This is a genomic window from Marinicella sediminis (assembly GCF_002000055.1).
Classification (GTDB): Bacteria; Pseudomonadota; Gammaproteobacteria; order Xanthomonadales; family Marinicellaceae; genus Marinicella; species Marinicella sediminis.
In genome coordinates, this window is the sequence record NZ_MVBD01000010.1 from 37496 (window position 1) to 55976 (window position 18481).

General features: G+C 47.1%; 16 protein-coding genes. 2 read left to right on the plus strand and 14 right to left on the minus strand.

Going from position 1 to position 18481, the window contains the following annotated elements; translation table 11 throughout:
* Positions 1–8: 8 nt before the first annotated feature.
* The 7 genes from tldD to rsfS are packed head-to-tail and all read right to left on the minus strand — an operon-like array spanning position 9 to position 8850.
* Positions 9–1448, minus strand: coding sequence for a metalloprotease TldD (gene tldD, locus B0475_RS13465; protein WP_077412400.1), 1440 nt, complete (start codon positions 1446–1448; stop codon positions 9–11).
* Positions 1448–2263, minus strand: coding sequence for a paraquat-inducible protein A (locus tag B0475_RS13470; protein WP_077412401.1), 816 nt, complete (start codon positions 2261–2263; stop codon positions 1448–1450). The genes tldD and B0475_RS13470 overlap by 1 nt, the downstream gene beginning before the upstream one ends.
* Positions 2256–5936 carry a YhdP family phospholipid transporter gene (locus B0475_RS13475; protein WP_077412402.1) on the minus strand — a complete coding sequence of 1227 codons (3681 nt, stop codon included), beginning with the start codon at positions 5934–5936 and terminating at the stop codon, positions 2256–2258. The genes B0475_RS13470 and B0475_RS13475 overlap by 8 nt, the downstream gene beginning before the upstream one ends.
* A gap of 12 nt (positions 5937–5948) precedes the next feature.
* Positions 5949–7412, minus strand: coding sequence for an Rne/Rng family ribonuclease (locus tag B0475_RS13480; protein ID WP_077412403.1), 1464 nt, complete (start codon positions 7410–7412; stop codon positions 5949–5951).
* A 22-nt stretch (positions 7413–7434) separates the two neighbouring features.
* A complete protein-coding gene (locus B0475_RS13485; RefSeq protein ID WP_232781892.1) occupies positions 7435–8031 on the minus strand; it encodes a Maf family protein in 597 nt (198 codons plus the stop codon).
* Positions 8024–8494 carry a 23S rRNA (pseudouridine(1915)-N(3))-methyltransferase RlmH gene (gene rlmH / locus B0475_RS13490; RefSeq protein WP_077412404.1) on the minus strand — a complete coding sequence of 157 codons (471 nt, stop codon included), beginning with the start codon at positions 8492–8494 and terminating at the stop codon, positions 8024–8026. Before rlmH ends, B0475_RS13485 begins: the two co-directional genes overlap by 8 nt.
* A complete protein-coding gene (gene rsfS / locus B0475_RS13495; RefSeq protein WP_232781893.1) occupies positions 8494–8850 on the minus strand; it encodes a ribosome silencing factor in 357 nt (118 codons plus the stop codon). Before rsfS ends, rlmH begins: the two co-directional genes overlap by 1 nt.
* 297 nt (positions 8851–9147) lie before the next feature.
* Between rsfS and ovoA the strand changes: the two genes are divergently transcribed.
* Both ovoA and B0475_RS13505 read left to right on the plus strand, forming a co-directional pair.
* Positions 9148–11301 carry a 5-histidylcysteine sulfoxide synthase gene (ovoA, locus tag B0475_RS13500; RefSeq protein WP_232781894.1) on the plus strand — a complete coding sequence of 718 codons (2154 nt, stop codon included), beginning with the start codon at positions 9148–9150 and terminating at the stop codon, positions 11299–11301.
* Positions 11298–12398 (plus strand): pyridoxal phosphate-dependent aminotransferase, encoded by a 1101-nt coding sequence (locus B0475_RS13505; protein ID WP_157892957.1) that lies wholly within the window; start codon positions 11298–11300, stop codon positions 12396–12398. Before ovoA ends, B0475_RS13505 begins: the two co-directional genes overlap by 4 nt.
* Here the strand turns inward: B0475_RS13505 and B0475_RS17820 are convergent.
* The 7 genes from B0475_RS17820 to B0475_RS13535 form a co-directional block, all read right to left on the minus strand.
* On the minus strand, positions 12385–13233 hold the full coding sequence (locus B0475_RS17820; protein WP_198538293.1) for a GGDEF domain-containing protein: 849 nt from the start codon (positions 13231–13233) through the stop codon (positions 12385–12387). The genes B0475_RS13505 and B0475_RS17820 overlap by 14 nt on opposite strands.
* 1000 nt (positions 13234–14233) lie before the next feature.
* Positions 14234–14395, minus strand: coding sequence for a hypothetical protein (locus B0475_RS17715; protein WP_157892959.1), 162 nt, complete (start codon positions 14393–14395; stop codon positions 14234–14236).
* Between the two features lie 64 nt (positions 14396–14459).
* The gene (locus B0475_RS13515) at positions 14460–15029 is read right to left on the minus strand and encodes a GNAT family N-acetyltransferase (protein WP_077412407.1); all 570 of its coding nucleotides are present in this window, start codon (positions 15027–15029) and stop codon (positions 14460–14462) included.
* Complete coding sequence (locus tag B0475_RS13520; RefSeq protein WP_157892961.1) at positions 15029–16780, minus strand: GGDEF domain-containing protein; 1752 nt, start codon at positions 16778–16780, stop codon at positions 15029–15031. The genes B0475_RS13515 and B0475_RS13520 overlap by 1 nt, the downstream gene beginning before the upstream one ends.
* Before the next feature lie 69 nt (positions 16781–16849).
* Positions 16850–17056, minus strand: coding sequence for a hypothetical protein (locus tag B0475_RS13525; RefSeq protein WP_077412409.1), 207 nt, complete (start codon positions 17054–17056; stop codon positions 16850–16852).
* Between the two features lie 62 nt (positions 17057–17118).
* Positions 17119–17898, minus strand: a complete 780-nt coding sequence (locus B0475_RS13530) for an SAM-dependent methyltransferase (RefSeq protein ID WP_077412410.1) — start codon at positions 17896–17898, stop codon at positions 17119–17121.
* Positions 17895–18371 carry a GNAT family N-acetyltransferase gene (locus B0475_RS13535; protein WP_157892962.1) on the minus strand — a complete coding sequence of 159 codons (477 nt, stop codon included), beginning with the start codon at positions 18369–18371 and terminating at the stop codon, positions 17895–17897. The genes B0475_RS13530 and B0475_RS13535 overlap by 4 nt, the downstream gene beginning before the upstream one ends.
* Positions 18372–18481: the final 110 nt, after the last annotated feature.

Below are 18481 nucleotides of genomic sequence, written 5' to 3' on the forward strand. Positions count from 1 at the left end.
CGATTGGGTCACACCTGGGTGCCACCCACCGTTAGTTTATCAATTTTCAGACTTGGTTGTCCGATGCCAACCGGTATGCTTTGTCCGTCTTTACCACACACCCCCAGTCCCTGATCAAAAGCCAGGTCGTTACCAACCATGCTGACCCTTTGCATGGCCGTCGGGCCATCTCCAATCAAGGTGGCACCTTTGACAGGATGGGTCACTTTACCATTTTCAATCAGGTAAGCTTCAGAGGCAGAAAACACAAATTTACCGTTGGTGATGTCCACCTGACCGCCACTGAAATTAACCGCGTAAATGCCTTTATCAACCGAGGCAATGATTTCTTCCGGTTCAAATTCACCACCCAACATATAGGTATTGGTCATCCTGGGCATGGGCAAGTGAGCAAATGATTCACGCCGGCCATTACCAGTCGTAGGCACACCCATTAATCGGGCATTGAGTTTGTCCTGCATATAACCTTTGAGGATGCCATTCTCGATCAACACATTCTCCTGGGACAAGGTGCCTTCATCGTCAATGTTCAAAGAGCCCCTTCTGTTTGGCAAAATGCCACTGTCTATCACAGTACACGCAGATGAAGTGACTTGCTGGCCCACTTTGCCGGAAAAAGCCGAAGAGCCTTTGCGGTTGAAGTCACCTTCCAGTCCATGACCCACAGCTTCATGAAGTAAAACCCCGGGCCAGCCACTGCCAAGCACCACAGGAAATTCTCCGGCAGGGGCTTCTTTGGCCTGCAAATTGGTCAGCGCACCATGAATGGCTTGTTCAATAAAACCATCTGCATAGCCGGGCTGTAACACATCGGTCAGTAAGATGCGCCCTCCTCCACCGGCAAAACCCATTTCCATGCGCCCTTTATCATCAGCACAAATCACCTGAATACTGAGCTTAACCATCGGCCTGATGTCGCTGGCCAACACCCCATCTGAAGCAGCCACCATGATTTCTTCCTGTGAAGACACCAAAGAACAGATGACTTTCTGAACCCGGTGGTCTTGCTGCCTGGCCTGGCGGTCCATTTGATTCAATAATGCAATCAGGTCCTGGTTATTCACTCCGTGTAACACATCAATTGGTGTATAAAGTGAATCTGGGTGTTGTTGCCTGAGGTTAACTCCGGCGTGAGTCACTTGATTCCGGGCAATTCCCCTGGCAGTCCGCACTGCCTGACTGATGCTGTTTTTCTGTAAGGCATCGGTGTAGGCAAATCCGGTTTTTTCTCCCTGATTTACCCGAATACCGACACCCCGGTCAATGTTGTGACTCCCTGATTTGACTTGCTGGTTTTCCAGCACCCATGATTCCAGTCTTGAGGACTGAAAATAAAGGTCAGCAAAATCTCCACCGGTTGACAGGGCTTCTCCGAGTAATTGCTCAAGGTCGGCAACAGACATTCCGCCTGGCTCTAAAAATGTTTTTGCAGTTTGTTCTGTGGTCATTATTTTTTATGTGTTATCAGGTAAGTCAGTAACATCGAGGCGATGACATAAGTGGTGAAGTAATACACCCCGATCTGTAAGGTGGCGTCTGTGGCGCCGCCGGATTTGGTGGTGAAATAAGTCACCAGTATGGCAATCACAAAGACATCCAGCATCGACCATTTCCCGATGCTTTTCAACACCTTCAGGCTCTTGCCTGAGAAATGCAATTTTTCACTGATGATCAGTAACAGCATCATCAATGATTTCAATATAGGGGTCAAAATGGTAAACACAAAGATCACCACAGCAATCATCACCTGGCCTGATTCATATAATTTGAATAAGGCCGAAACGATGCTCTTCGATTCGAACTGAAACACCGTTTGCCCCAACACAGGAATGTCCTGATAAGCAATGATGGCAAGAATCGGTGCAAACCATCCAGTCACCAAAGCCATCACCGTGACCAGCAACAAGGCCAGCAAAGAAATCGAGGATTGCAAAAAGATGTGCAGCAAGAACATCAGCACCAGTGTGGCCACAAATAACTTGGTGTATTTATGTGCCAGCAGGTCATGATTTTCAGCCCGCTGCTTCTGCTCACTCAGTTCATCCAGGTCTTCTGTGTAGCCGGAATACCAGCCAATGGTGAGGGTTTCGAGGACTTTTTTACTGGTTGACTTGAAATTATCTGACATCGATAGTTTTTCAGACAGTGCGGTGATTCGGTGTTCATAAGCCACAGACTGGCCCCATGATTCATAAGCCAGATAAGCACAAAATCCACTCATGATTAACAGGTACAGCAATTGTGCCAGGGTCTTTTTATTCATCCGATATCAACTCAATTTGTGGTTTGTCCCAGGTACCGGTTACCCGATACACGATCTCATTGCTGTTTTTCAATTGCTTGTCAAACAGACCCTGGACCAGAAATCCGGCGGCCGCACCCACCGGTCCTCCGGCTATGGCGCCAATGGTGGGAAATGTTTTGCCAATTTGAGGGCGTATGGTGATGGTCTGGGCATAACTTTGATCAGCAAAGCCCACATCACCCTCGATGTAAATTCTAGCAGAAGACGCCTTGATCAAAAAGTCTTCTGTACTGGCCACGCCAGCCTGAATGCTGAAATGACCTTCCATACTGCTGAACATCAGACCGTCAGCCAGCACATCACGAAAATCAAGTATCAGTCGTCGCGGCAGGTTGGTCAGGTTAAACAAACCCAATACGCGACCAAACCCCGGTTCCTGATCAAGCACCTGGCCCTGGCCCAGCTTGATGTCCAGTTCACCATCAATGTTGGCCATATTGAATTGGCTCGGTGCACCGTTCCAGCGGGCATTCATTTCAACCAATGTCTGGGCATTGGTGATCGGTGCAGCAAAGCCCACCACGCCAAGAAAATCAGCAATGCGTTCGGAAAACATCACAATATTGAATGCCGATGACCCTGGTTCACCCTCTGAATTATTCCAGGTTCCGGACACATTGATTTCAGCCAACTCGGACTTGATGTTGAGCTGATCGATTTTGATGCCATCAGCCACGTTGCGCATCTCCATTCGCAACTCACCCAGTGGTATATCAGCATAACTGAATGACCTGGCCCACAAATGAATGTCAGGCACAGCCCTGTTGGCAGTTGTTTCAGGATCTTCTGTTTGTTGCGCATCCGCATCGATCCAGTTGAGGTGATCAAATTCTGCCACTATGCCTTTTCTTGGCAGATCATCATCAATGATTACCAGGCCTTTGATGGCTTCACTGGAGACTTCAATTTCGTAGCTGGATGCCAGTCGCCTGATTTGCAGGTCCATGTCAGAGAAAACCCTGGACATAAACGTCAGTGAGCCAATGTTCAGGTCAATCTGGTCAAAAGGCAGGTCGCCACTCTGTTCACTGTTGACTTCATAGGCTGTCATCAGTTCCAGCCACTGGTCCAGGTCCAGCTCTGCAATGTACCCACCATAGGGTTGGTTGGGGTCTGCAGGGTGATTCTGACCAACAAATTGTAACTGACTGAGGTGGTGTCGTCCGGTTTGAGGATCCAGGGATGTGGCAATCTGATCATCGTAATTGACCTTCACCACAGATTGTTCACAAGGTAAATAGCATTCAATTGTTAGCCATTTTTCTTCATCGCTGGTTTTATTCAACGGTGCCGGTAACTGGCTGCCTACTCCTGCAAGGTCAGACCTGGCCAACATATTTAAGCGGTCTCCTTCACTTTTAATCTGTATATCCCAGGCAGAAGCACCTTTGATGGGTAACTCATAATTGACTTTGTCCAGCATGTTTGAAACCGGCATCACTCCGGACATATTAACGTCAACCTCAGTTCCAGATGTTCCACCGGTGGTGATGCTACCATTGAGTGTCACCGGCGCATCCTGCAATATCGCAGGCAGATCCTTGATTTGCAGCTGTCTGCCTTCCAGCGCCACCGTCCCATCTATGCCGGTCAGAGCAAAATGTTCAGTGGTGAACTGGCCTTCCTGAAAAGTGATCAAACCCCGCGGTTGAAATGGAATATTGACTTCATTTTTGATCGACACGGCAAAATCCAGCTCCACTGCTTGTTGGCCACCCAGGCTGATGCTCTTACTCAACTCCAGGTTACCTGACAGGGGAGATTTTTGCAGGTAGTCAAGCAACTCATTGCGTTGACTGCTGGCATGCAGATGAACCTTTAGCCGACCACTGTCAATCGAATCAATGTCGACATCAGCGGTGGTGATGTTGATCCCTGCCGTGCTGGCTTGCAAAACATCCACTTTCACTTCATCAGGTTTAAACAAGGCAATCGCATCCAGCTCCCTGACCGCAGGCCAGTCAGGCCTGAACTGATTGGTGTTGCCTTTCACATAAGCCCTGGAAATGAAGTCAGCCTCACCTGTTTGGAAAGCTTTGGAAACCATCTTGCCATTGATAAACACATAGCCATTTTCAACCTGCCCGCCTTGTAAAGAAGCATCCAGCCAGTCAATGGTTTTGGGTTTCCACACAACATGTGGCCAATACTTCCATAACTGTGTGACATCGGCATCAAAAATCCGGCTGTTGAGTATCAGGTGAGGCGCTTCGGCCACATGAAAATCAGCCCAGACCTGCAAATTAAAATCGCCGCACTGGCAAAACACGTTATTGATTTTGATTTGCTTCAGCGGATCACCTGGATCAGTCGATATTTGCATCGACAATTGTTGCCATTCGGCGGTGCCACGAAAGTGATTGGATAATTGTAACTGACCATTCTGGCTGTCAATCAACACATTTAATTGCTGTTCGGCCAGAGAAATTTCACCGGCCAGTTTTGTTAAGACGAAACCATCACCAGCCATGTTCAAATCGCTGAACTTCAGCTGTCCATCCAGCCAGGTGCCACGGATGTGATCAATACTCAACTGCAGCCCTTCTGCCTGACCCGATATAGACTGAAGCGCACCATTGTTCAGTGGGTGCTCAACCGGCAACAAGCTGCTCAGGGGGGGCAACAATGCCATTGGTATGGCGCCTTCAGAGACCAGGTAACTGATGTCATCCTCACGTTCAGCCATGAGCATAAAGTCTGTCAGCCGTTGTTCACCCACCTGGACATCGCTGAATTGCCACCAACTGACCCAATTTTTCTGTTGGCCCTGATGTTTGTTTTTTACTGAAAAGTGAAGACCTGACTCCTCATCATGCCACTGCAAACTGGCTGATGCCCGACTGATGTATCCCGCTTTGGCTGACAACCAGATTTCGCCATCTAGCTGTCCTTTAGGCCAGTTAATGCCAGTGAACAGCTCATTGAGCTGACTCACTTCAAATTGGTTAATCTGGATATACCAGCTGGCATCTTTGGTAAGGCTTTGGCTGCGCTGTCCAACGCTCCTTATCTCGATGCTTTGTGGCGTGTCATCATTTTGTATACTCAGCTTAAAAGCCCTTTGCTGTGGATCTTGTTCCAATAAAAACCCGGCCTGCAAGCCTGCCAGCAGAACTTCTCCCTGCTCATTGGCCAGATTGAGCGTCAATTCATCCACCCGCAATGAACCCGTGGTCAGAATCCGGTCCAGCATATCAGTAAACCGGGCTTCATCTGAGGCATCATTGATGGTGATGCTGGCGCCTTCAGCTGAATGAATCATGCCCAATTCAGCTTTTTTGATGCTCAGGTCAATTCCTGAGCGACCACCAGGTAACAACATCTGATAAACATTGAGAGATAAGCTGGCGGCATCCAGATCTATTTGCTGCTTACCAGTCAGGGACAATTGCCGCAAATCAAAATAAGGCCCATAGCCTCGCCATGAACCATCAATGGACTCCACATCTACCTGTAAACCCCATTGTTCCTCAAGAAAGTCTTCTAATTGACTTTGATACAATGATTCAAAAGGCAACAACAAACTGAGCAGCCCCACAGCCACCCCTGCTGTCACAATCAACAACGCCAGCAGTCCGCGGATTTTTACCCACAGGCGAAAGGTCCAGTGATGTTTCCTATGACGTGTCATAACCCCGGAACCTTACAACAACACCACGTCATGTTGATGACGTTCATAACTTTCCTCGGCCTGAAAACTGATTCGTTTACCGAGGTGTTCTTCCATTTCGGCCAGGGTTTCAGAATGTTCATCAATGATGTATTTCACCAGCCTGGCTGATCCAATCACCATGACTTTGCTGGCTTTGAATTGTTTGACTGAACGGGTGATTTCTCTGAATAATTTAAAACTGATGGTTTCGATGGTTTCGATGGCACCCACACCATGACATTTATCACAGGATTCACACAACAAATCCTGCAAATTTTCGGTGGTTCGCTTGCGGGTCATTTCCACCAGCCCGAGGCCAGTGAAACCCAGCACATTGGTGCGGGCACTGTCAGTTTGCAGGCACTCCTCAAGGGTTTGCAGTACCTGTGTTTTGTGCGATTGTTCTAGCATGTCAATGAAATCGATGATCACAATGCCACCAATGTTTCGCAAACGAAGTTGCCGGGCAATGCTTTGTGCCGCTTCCAGATTGGTCTTGAATGCGGTGTCTTCTAATGACTTATAACCAACAAACTGACCGGTGTTGACATCGATGGTGGTCATGGCTTCATTTTGATCAAAAACCAGATTTCCTCCCGATTTAAGAGGCACCATACGGCTGATAGAACGGTCAATTTCATCATCAATGTGAAACTGGTCAAACAAAGGTCTTGTGACTGTGTGCTCAATCAGGTCACCCGTCCAGTCGGGAGCGTAATCCTGAATGAATTGACTGATGTTCTGATAGATCTCATACGAATCGGTGGTTATTTTGGTGAGGTTTTCATTCACCTGATCCCGAACCACTTTTTTCGACAAAGAAAATTCGCTGTAAATCAACGAGGGTGAAGGCGCTTGTTTGATTCGCTGGTCGATTTGTTGCCACAGGCGGTGTAGAAAACGCCAGTCGTGATACAACGCTGTGTGACCAACCATTTCCGCATTGGTTCTGGCTATCAATCCAAAATCTTCATTATCACGATTGATTTTCAACAACAATTCTGCCAGTCGGTCACGCTCCTGTTCATCGGTGATGCGGGCCGAAATGGCCGCCAGTGAAGGGACATTGGGAATCATCACCAGATAACGGCTGGGGATACTCAACTGCGTGGTAATCCGGGCGCCTTTGGTACCGATCTGATCCTTGTAAACCTGCACCACAATGGTTTGTCCTTCGTGCAGAATTTGATTGATGGTGGCGCCTGACTCATGGTCAGTGCCTGCTGCCTGGTCCACAATGTCTGAAACATGAATAAAAGCCGCTTTGTTCTGGCCGATGTTGACAAAAGCAGCCTGTAAGCCGGGCAACACCTTTTCAACAGTCCCTTTATAGATATTTCCCACAATGGAATGTTTCTGATCACGCTCAAGCCAGACTTCGGTCAGCAGACCTTCTTCCACCAGTGCCACACGGGTTTCAAAGCCATTGTTGTTAATCAGAATTTCTTTTGACATGAAAATACCTGTAAGACAATGTCTATGAGACATCAAGAGGACTTATTATATCCCGTTTATTCAAAAGTTGTGAGGTCTCAAACAATGGCAACCCCATGATGGCGGAATAACTGCCTTCGATGTGTTCGATCCACCTGGCAGCCATGCCCTGAATGCCATAAGAACCGGCTTTGTCCAACGGTTCTCCGGTGGCAACGTATGCGTCAATCAGCTGTGGTTCAAGCACAGCAAAGCGCACTGTATTGATGCTGATCTGCGTTTCCACTTTGCCTTGCCAGGCCAATGCCACAGCGGTCATGACCTGATGAGTCCGGCCTGAAAGCCTTTGCAGCATGTCGCCGGCTTCTTGATTGTCGTGTGGCTTACCAAGGATATGTTGATCCAGCACCACAGTGGTGTCAGAAGCAATGATGGGCAAACCCTGATCCAACTGAGTCATCGCCGTGCGGACTTTCTGTTCTGCCATACGCAAGCAGTATACAGCCGCGTCTTCATGGGTTGCCGGTGTTTCATCGATATCCACCGGATGGACCTGAACCTGCCAACCCAGTTGTTCCAGTAATTGTCGACGACGGGGTGAAGCAGATGCCAGTTGAATGATGGTCGCCGCTTTATTCACGGTGATAAGGATGGTTGTTCAACAGGCTCCAGGCGCGGTACAGCTGTTCTGCAACAATGACCCTGACCAATTGATGAGGAAAGACCAACCTGGACAATGACCAGCAATGGCTGGCCTGTTGAATGATGCGCTGATCCAGTCCGTCAGCTCCACCAATGATGATGTTGACGTCACGACCTTCCATTTGCCAGTCACCGAGGATTGTAGCAACCTGCGGAGTGCTGATGGCCTTGCCACGTTCATCCAATGCCACATTGATGGTTCCGGAAAGGGTGTGTTTTTCCAGAATACTGGCTTCCTGTGACTTGATTTGTGACACCGACAAGCCTTTATGCCGGGATACCGGAGTCAGTTCAACCAGGTGTAATTTGAGGTGACCGGGAAGACGGTCATTGTACATTTGAAAAGCCGAATCGACCCACCCGGGCATTTTATGTCCCAGTGAAATGAGTGAGATTTTCATCAGTCAGTCATTTCTTTGATGTCCCAAAGTCCTTCCAGATGATAAAACTCGCGGGCTTCGGCACTCATCACATGTAACACCACATCACCACAGTCTACTATGATCCACTCATCTGAGTTCATGCCCTCGGTGCCCAAAACTTCTGCACCATGTTGCTGTACGGCATCCTTGGCCGTGTCAGCCAAATGCTGCATATGACGATTGGAACTGCCGGTGCAAATGATCATATGATCGGTCACCGAAGTCAGGTGACTGACCGGTAAAGACACAATCTGCTGGGCTTTGGCGGCATCGACTGCCTGATGAACGATTTCTGAAAGAGGAGTTTGGTTGGTGTTTTCTTTGATTTCTTGCACAAATGATTAATTGATTTAAACAGCCCCATTTTACCACGACACAAGCAGAACAGACCAATGTTTCGTGCATTACTGTCATTTATCTCAGCAGATCTTGATTTCACCGGATTAAGGCTTTGTCAACAGCCCAATGTCACCGGCTACAATGATTATGTAAGCAAATCCAATTCATCAGGTCTGTATGAGGTGAGCAGACCCGATTGGTAAAGTGCTGGATAAATTGATACAATCTTCACACAGCTGGAGTAAAAATAAGTCCACACTTTTACCCTGACACCAACCACAAACCCTAGCACTATGACGCAATCCAGCCACCACCGCAGAATACAGGCATCCATGCCACTGAAAATCACGCACACCCCGATCATTGACCAAGGCGTCGCCCACCAGAAAAGAGCTGAGATCAAGGCTCATTTCAGCAACACCTATGACACTTATGAACGGCTTTTTGAATGCCTCAAAGATGATGAAGCATACTATCTGAAACCAGAACCGCTGCGCCACCCGTTGATTTTCTATTACGCTCACACCGCCGTTTTCTTTGTCAACAAACTCAGGGTCGCTATGTTAATTGAGCACAACATCGATGACCGCATTGAATCCATGATGGCCATCGGGGTGGATGAAATGTCCTGGGATGACCTCAACGATGCCAATTATGACTGGCCTGCAGTGGCCGAAGTACAGGCCTACCGGGATCAGGTCAGGGAGTTGGTATTGCAACAAATAGACGAATTGCCGCTGACCCTGCCTGTGGGCTGGGAAGATCCGTTCTGGATCATTCTGATGGGCATTGAGCATGAACGCATTCACCTGGAAACCTCTTCTGTGCTGATCAGACAAATGGACCTGAAACACGTACGCAGTCACCAGGACTGGCCTCATTACCCGGATGATCATGACGCGCCTGACAACCATTTATTGCCGGTGGCAGGCGGAACAGTGGTACAAGGCAGGGAAAGACCCGGCTCGACCTACGGCTGGGACAATGAATATGGCCACAACCAGACCATTGTCAAAGAATTCAAAGCCAGTCAGTTTCTGGTCACCAACCAGGAATTCCTGAGCTTTATCGAAGATGGTGGCTACCTTGATCAACAGTGGTGGACCACCGAAGGCTGGCAATGGCGAACTTATAAAAATGCCGAGCATCCAACTTTTTGGCTGCAACGCAATGGTCAATGGTATTACCGCACCATGACCGAAGAAATCACCATGCCCTGGAGCTGGCCAGTGGATGTCAACTACCTGGAGGCGAAAGCGTATTGCAATTGGCTGGCAGCACGTACCGGAAAGCCAATTCGCCTGCCCACTGAAGCTGAATACCTGCGCTTATATGATGCCACAGTCGGAGCTGTTTATCCGGAATGGGATCATCCACCAGGTAACATTGACCTGGCCTACACCGCCTCATCGGTACCGGTCGATTTATTCACCTTCGGAGCCCAGGGTTTTGGCGATGTACTGGGCAATGTATGGCAATGGACTGAAAGCGCCATTGATGGTTTTGATGGTTTCGAAGTTCATCCCAGCTATGATGATTTTTCAGTTCCCACTTTTGACGGCAAACACAACCTCATCAAAGGCGGTAGCTGGGCAAGCACCGGTAACGAAGTACTTCGGGATGCCCGATATGCTTTTCGCCGCCATTTCTTTCAACACGCAGGATTCAGATACATAGAATCGGAGCACCAAGTGAACCAAAAATTCAATACCTACGAAACAGACGAACTCATTTCACAATACCTAGAATTTCATTATGGCGATGAATACTTCGGCGTACCCAACTTCCCCAAAGCCTGTATTGATGCCATCATTCCGCACATCGATTTGCAGAACAATGCACGGGCACTGGACCTGGGTTGTGCAGTGGGCCGCAGTTCATTTGAACTGGCCAGGTATTTTCAACACGTCGATGCCCTGGACTTTTCCACACGCTTCATCCGCAATGCCATTAACCTGGTAGAACATGGTGACGTTAAGTACCTGATCCCCATTGAAGGTGAAATCACAGAATTGAAATCATTCAGCCTCAGTGAGCTTGAGCTGGGTGATCGGGCAAATAATGTCGAATTTGCCCAGGGAGATGCCTGCAATCTGAAGGACAAGTTCAGTGATTATGATCTGGTGTTTGCCGGCAACCTGATTGACCGGCTGTATCAACCCAGACAATTTCTGCAATCAATCAGTGAGCGCATCAAACCCGGTGGATATCTGGTAATTACTTCGCCTTACACCTGGCTGGAAGAATTCACTGAGAAAGAAAACTGGCTGGGGGGCACCAAGGTCAATGGCGAAAACGTCACCACCCTGGATGCATTGCGTGCTGAACTGAAGCCTGGCTTTGCTGAAGTCACATTGCCTCAGGATGTACCCTTTGTGATACGCGAAACCGCCAGAAAACATCAACATACAGTGGCCCAGTTGACCATTTGGAAAAAACATCAGTGAAATTTGCACCGTTCAGGATGGCTGAATTCAGTGGTCAGTGGCCGCCAGGATCACTGACCAATCTGCACAGCAGCAATCCTCAACCCTTTGACTGGCAGGAACTGAACCAATTGCCGGGCATCGATTTGCAGCAGTTGCTCAACACCACTCCATTGGCCTACGAATCAACCCAGGGCAGACCTGCGGTGCGTTCAGCCATCTGTGACCAGTACCACCAAAGTTTGCACATGAATGAGGTGGTGCTCACCAGTGGCGCCCAGGAAGGTATTTTTCTGGTTATGCAGGCTTTGTTAAAGGCTGGTGATGAGGTCATTGCCTTTACCCCTTGCTTTGAGCCATTGATCACTGTGGCAGAAGAAACCGGAGCCATGCTCAAGCAGTTACCATTGATCGAACAAACTGCCTGGTCGATTGACTGGTCCGCTTTGCAATCTGCCATGACACAAAACACCCGGTTGGTGGTGGTGAATTTCCCGCACAACCCAACTGGTTGCCACCTCAATGAAACTGATTGGAAGAATTTACTGACTTTATGCGAACAGCATGATTGCTGGTTGTTTTCTGATGAAGTATTCAGAGGCCTGGAACATGACCCCGGTGATCGTCTGCCAGCCGCAGTCGATTGTTATGCCAAAGCCATTTCCATGGGTGTGGTTTCCAAATCTCTGGCCCTGCCAGGTGTTCGGCTGGGGTGGCTGAGTTGCCGGGATCAGCAGGTGCTACGCCGCCTCATGGCCATCAAGTCACATTTGTCAATTTGTCAGAGCAGCCTGGATGCCAGTCTTTGCGAACAGCTGATCCCCCACAGTGAAGTTATCTGGCAACGCAATGTTCAGTTAATCAGACGCAACAAACATAAGATCATTGACTGGCTGGCCAACCAGACAGATTTCAATTGGCAGGAACCAGTGGCAGCGGCCACCGGATTTGTACAGCTGAAGACCGGATCAGCCATGGACTTTGCCAGACAACTGGCTGAGCAGGAAAAATTGATGGTTATGCCTGGGATCGCATTCATGACCGATGTGGAAGGATTCAGACTGACCCTGGGCTTGGGTGATGAACAATTTGATTACCGGAGCATCAGGAAATTTTAGCCACCGGGGTCTTTGCCATTACTGATTGATAACTGACCACGCGGTTCCTGCCATTGTTTTTGGCTTCAAACAAAGCCAGATCGGCATGGGTCAGCAACATTGAAATATTGTATCCTGACAACCCGGAATGAGATACCCCAAAGCTGGCGGTGACAGTCAGCTCAGCACCTGATTCTGCACAATCCATCATCTCAATGGCCACCCGCATTTTGTTCATCAGATCGATCATTTGACAAGGTTCTATGCCTGGCGAGACAATGGCAAATTCTTCACCTCCCAAACGGGCAATCATGATGTCCTGATCGGCCACATCTTCGCAAGTCAGGATGGCTTGTTTCAATACCCAGTCACCAACCAGATGTCCATGTTCATCATTGACGTATTTGAAATGATCCAGGTCCATGATCGCCAGGTTAACCGGCTCATGTTTTGCTGAATTATTATCCAGCAAATCGCGCATCCGCTCTTCAAACGCTTTGCGGGTGTAGACCTGAGTGAGGTGATCAATTTCGGCAACTTCTTTGAAGTAATCGTGTTTCCGTTTGATTTTGTAAGACCAGGCTCCCAAAAACAGTAACAGCGTCAGAATCAACAACATCATCAATTGCTGTTTCTTGGTGGTTTCTGCCGCCAGCTGATTTTCCAGTGCCAGCAAATCATTGCTTTGGTTCAGGCGTTCAATTTCCAGTTCCTGCACCAGGTTTTCATGTATTGCCCGATAGTAGGCCACTTGCTTTGCTAATTTCTCATTGTACAAAGACTGTTCAATATCAGCTTTCGCTTTTAATGCAGCATATGCACTTTGCATGTCATTACGCTTAACATATATTGACATCAGAACATCATGCACAACCAAAAGCTGTTCTGTCTCACCTATTGAAGCATTTTGATCTATCGTTAACAGCGCATATTTTTCTGCATCTTCTAATAAGCCTGACAGATAAAAAATCTTTGATTTCAAGGAATTGTAATAAACCTTGAGATTTTTAAACTGAGTTTTTTCCACGCTGTCTTCTAATTGAACCAATTCATTCAGCGCATTTGATACTTGCAATTCTGATGACATTTCATTGACTGTATACCTGATAAAATCAAATTTCAAAAACAATGCCGGTATTAAGTTTTCTGTTTCAGAACATTGATTTATGGCACTGAAAATTTCATCAGTAAACTGTTCACCATCGCCCTGACGCATGTATATTCGAAATCGATTAAAATTTCCATAACACGTATCTGATTCGTTAGCCGGATTGGCCAACAGTAATTCTGCATACTTTAGACTCAGATCATCCTGATTGATAAGTCGGTAAATCATTGAGGCCACGTTATAAGTCTGGGTCTTCAAAAAATGATTATCAATTGTTTCAACCAGTTGAATAGAACGGTTAAGGTTTGAAACAGCTGATTCAAAATCACCTTTGATTACTTGCAAATTAGCCAATAAACTGTGAGCCCTGATATAAATGTTTTTATCATTGCACTCTTCTATCAGCTCTTCCAATGCACGTGAGCTGCTGTTGTAATCACCTTTAAAAGCCTCTGAGTAAATTTTCAGGTAACGAAATAAGCAACTTTCATAGAAAGTCATTTCACTTTCACTCGAATCCAGATCGATCAAAAGCGCATTGAATTGATCAACATTGCTCTTTCTTAAGCCCTCGGCAAAAACAAGCAATTCTTCAATGGATTTTTGATCATCATGGACCTGAGAGAATCCAAGCGAAACAACCATCATTCCCCACAAGAAAATCAGGTATGGAAATTTATGCAGAATCATAAATAGAAAACAAACCATTTATAAAAATGGTTTGTTTGTTTGTTTGATTTAAGAATGATTAATCTTCGTCATCATCACCTGGCTGATGAGCACATATCAACTCTATTGAGTTTAAATGAAGCTCCTTGAGTTGAGCTTCAGTAAAATACGCATTCACGTCAACTTTCTCAAATGTAACATCCTTGCCAAGTGCTTCCAGTTTCAAAATTAAATTTTTCATAACACCTCTTTTTATTAACTAATTAAAATTCACACACGTTACCGATTTCGATAACACACTTATTCTAACACCAAAATGTTCCTGATTTGGGAACTAAACTCAGGGGATCTTGGGTATGCCATTGCTGGCACAGCTGTCCGGTTTTGCGATCAACATATCTTTGCCCCTTTTTCAGTCCCAATCCGGCATTGGCTTCCATGGCTGCCAAGTTGTCTACCCAGCACCGCACCACGACCTGTTCGATTTCTGGTTGACGAATCAACTGATTGATCAACAATGCTTTGGCCTGATGGGCTTTTTTCTGTCGTCTCCAGTTGGCAAGTATCATCACCCCAACATCCACCTCATTACGTAAAGCGGGTTGTTGCCAGTGCGCGCCAACCAAGCCGACTGCCTCGCCGTCTGACACGTTTTCTATCACCCAGGTCAAGTATTTGGGCTGCTTATCTTGATGGACCAACAAGGTCTGCTGTAAATAGCTCCTTGCCTGGGATTCATCCAATGTCCGGCCAATATGACGCATCACTTCAGGATCGCCATAAATCGCAAAGAACACCGCAAAATCAGCATCACTCACTAACCGCAGGGAGACATCACAGTCGGGGTGCATGATGGACTGAATGTCCACCGGCATCAGCTTTTCACAGGCTGCTGATCATACACCTTGATCTGATTGCGCCCTTTGTTTTTGGCTTCAAACAGTGCAATATCCGCATGGGTCAGCAGCATCGCAAGCTTGTAACCTGATGTGCCCGATGATGTCACTCCGAAACTGGCACTGACCGTCAATTCAGCACCTGAATCATCACAATCCAGTTGTTCAATGGTTACCCGCAATTGTTCCAGTTTCGCTGTCATATCACTGGCACTTGCATCAGCCATTACAATGCAGAATTCTTCACCGCCTAATCGGGCCAGCAGCATATTTTCTTCCATCAGCTCTTTACAGGCATACACCACGTTTTTCAGCACCCAGTCTCCCACCAGATGACCATGGGTGTCATTGACCTCTTTAAAGTGATCCAGGTCCATGATACTGACATGGACTTCTTTGTGTTGTTCCTGAGACTCTTCAAGCACTACTGAAACCTGTTCCTCAAAAGCTTTGCGGGTCAGTACTTTGGTCAAGTGGTCAATCTCAGACACATCCCTGAAATAATCATGTCGTTTTTTGATTTTAACCATCCACAACATCAACAAACCCAGCAGGGTCAGAATCAGCAGAATCACCAGTCGCTGGTTACTGGTTTCTTGCCGCGCCAGTTGTTTTTCCAGCGCCAGCATGGTGTTTTGTCGGTTTAATTGCTCTAATTCAAAGCCTTTGGCAAGATTGGAATGTTTTACGGACATAAATGCCATTTGTTTGGCTTGTGATTCATCGTAAACCTTTAATTCTGCTTCATTACGCTGTCTCAGAAGTTCATAAGACCGGGCATAATCTCCTTGTTCCCTGGCAACCTGCTCCAGCACTTCCAGGGCCATGATCAACTGCCCGGTATTGCCCAGTGTGGCATTCAAAAGCAGGGTTTCCTCACCCATGGCTTTGGCCTTTTCATGGTCTTTCCGGAGGAGAGCCAGCTTGCTCTCAATGGCCATAAAAGATGCTTTCACATTGACGTAGGGGGTTTGTGATAATTCCTCGCGTACCTGCTCCAGGGTGGCGTCAATTCGATTCAGATCAGCTTCAGCTTTGAGTTCATTTTGTAACTGATTTTTGACATGATTGAGGATCATGGTTTGTGACAACAACAGGTTACCACTGCTGCGGCACTGCTGAGCGTATGAATTGATGGTAATCAAGCCGATACCGCTGTTCGGGTCTTCCAGGATTTGTTCAACTTCATAATAACGAAGCCGGCACAGGTTTTCATCGCTTGGTGAATTGTTGTACAGCAGTTGACTGTATTCGACACTCAGGTCATATTGGTCCATGACACTGTAGACAGTTGACGCCCCGGAATATGCAATGCTTTTGGTCATGCTGTCTTCCGTTTGATTGGCGTTCTGAATCGCATTGTCAATTTGCTCAGAAGCCTTCAGATAATCTCCACTGATGGCACTGATGTTGGCTATCAGGGCATTGATTCTGATTTTTGCCCGTAAATCTTCACACAGCGGCAATACCTGCTCCATGTCTTCCACGGCTTGTTTTGCCTGTCCACTGAAAGCTGTGCGATAAGCCTTGAGAAATTGATAGTGGCACACCTGATAGGAAGACATGGCATCCTGCCTTTGGGCCAGCTGGTCCAAACCCTGGCTGAATCCTTGCGGATCACTCAGGCGCAACTCTTCCAGGCGCAGGATTTCCTCAGTGATGCTCGCCGGTTCACCCGTGAGTACCTGTGCACCTGAAACCACTGTCACCAAAAACAACAAAGCAGTCATAAGTATTTGCTTGAATGACTGCTTGTCTGAATATATGAGTCTGGTATTCAATGGCATAAATGACGGGTTTTACTCTTCCCCATCATCACCTGCATCATTTGCATCATCGTCGTCATCGGGTAACAACAGACACACCATATCCTGGTTTTGTTTGATCATTTTTTTAAATTGGTATTGGCTCACACCGAACTTATTTGCCATCTGGGTTATTGAGGTCACCTGATGAACAGATTGAGACTGGCCAATTTTTTCCAATAGACGCACGTTGATTTTCATTGAATATCCTCTTTTGGTTTTGTTATTAAACGCTCAACACACAGTGAGCAAAAAAAATCATATCATGAATCACTGATGTGCACCAACTGATTTATTTTTTGTTGATTTTTGGTTTTTTTCAACCCTGGGGGGATAACCAGCGTGCTTTTCATGCTCAAAGTTGTCTTTGCCAGATCTGCCAGCTCAAGCTGCTTAATCATTGGCTCTTCTATTGGTAAAACCGCGCATTCATAGATGATGACCTGGTGATCAGATGGGTAGGTTTCCAACAACAAATCGACCAGCAACTGACGTGCTGCGACCTGAGTTTCGAATACTTTCAAGCTGCGGTCACCGGCCAGACTGACTTGCCAGATAATCAAATACGCCGTGGGGTCAAAGCGGGTCTCATTGAACATGAAATTATTGGCCTCATAATGAGCACAGCCATGTGTTCCGGGATCAATGCCCAAATCAGCATACAGACAGTCCTCAGCAGAGACACCAGGCTCCATATGGGCCTTGAAACCCTCTGCCCTGGCCATGCGGATGGTTTCATGCGGTGTCAGGGCAAACACCCCAGGGTGACCATAAAAAGCCCCGACCACTTTTTTACCGGCCCTGACTTCGGTCATGATGGCATCATTCATTTCAGCATAGGTTTGTTTTCGTGATTTACCTTCCGCATACAAGGGCTGCAAGCTGATGACTTCATCATTCATGGTTTTCACCCACTCTTCGACCAGCTGATTGGATGCCGCCACAAAAACCACATCCGCCTGTTCGATGAAATTTCTGGATAAGGGTGTGATGTGTGATCCCAGGGTCATACCCAGGCCCACATTGACTAAACTGCCTTTCATTGATTTAATTGCTCCATGGTGACATTCCACCGGTTTTTGTTGTGGTGACGAGCAGAATTGGACAGGTTTGCCACCCGTTGGAATCCCAATTTCCTGCAACCTTCATTGGCACTGACGTTGTGTTTATCGATAAAACAACACAATAACTGGACTGGTTGAGTAAAGAACTCGCCACTTTGTCTCATCAAGGGCAACAATGCGGACCGGCTCAACCCATGTTTCTGATATTCCGGCCTGATCATGATGCCAAATTCTACTGCCTGCAATGAGTCACGCCAATGGAGACTGATCAAGCCTGCAAAGGCCTCTTCAGTCTGATGAAAAAGCAACCTGACCAATGCCTGCCGGCATTGTGACTGCTGAATCAGTTTTTGGGCCAGCTGCGTCGCTTGCCTGAGACTTAAAGGCGGACCAATGTGTTGCATCATCAACTCATGTTGATACAAACCGGCCATAAGCCCAGTATCAGACATGCCTGGGGACCTGCTGTAAAATCCGTCAGAACCAACCAATTCCATTGACTACTCAGTTGCTCAAAACGAACTATGTTACTATATTCAAAAACATATTCCATCCCATGAAT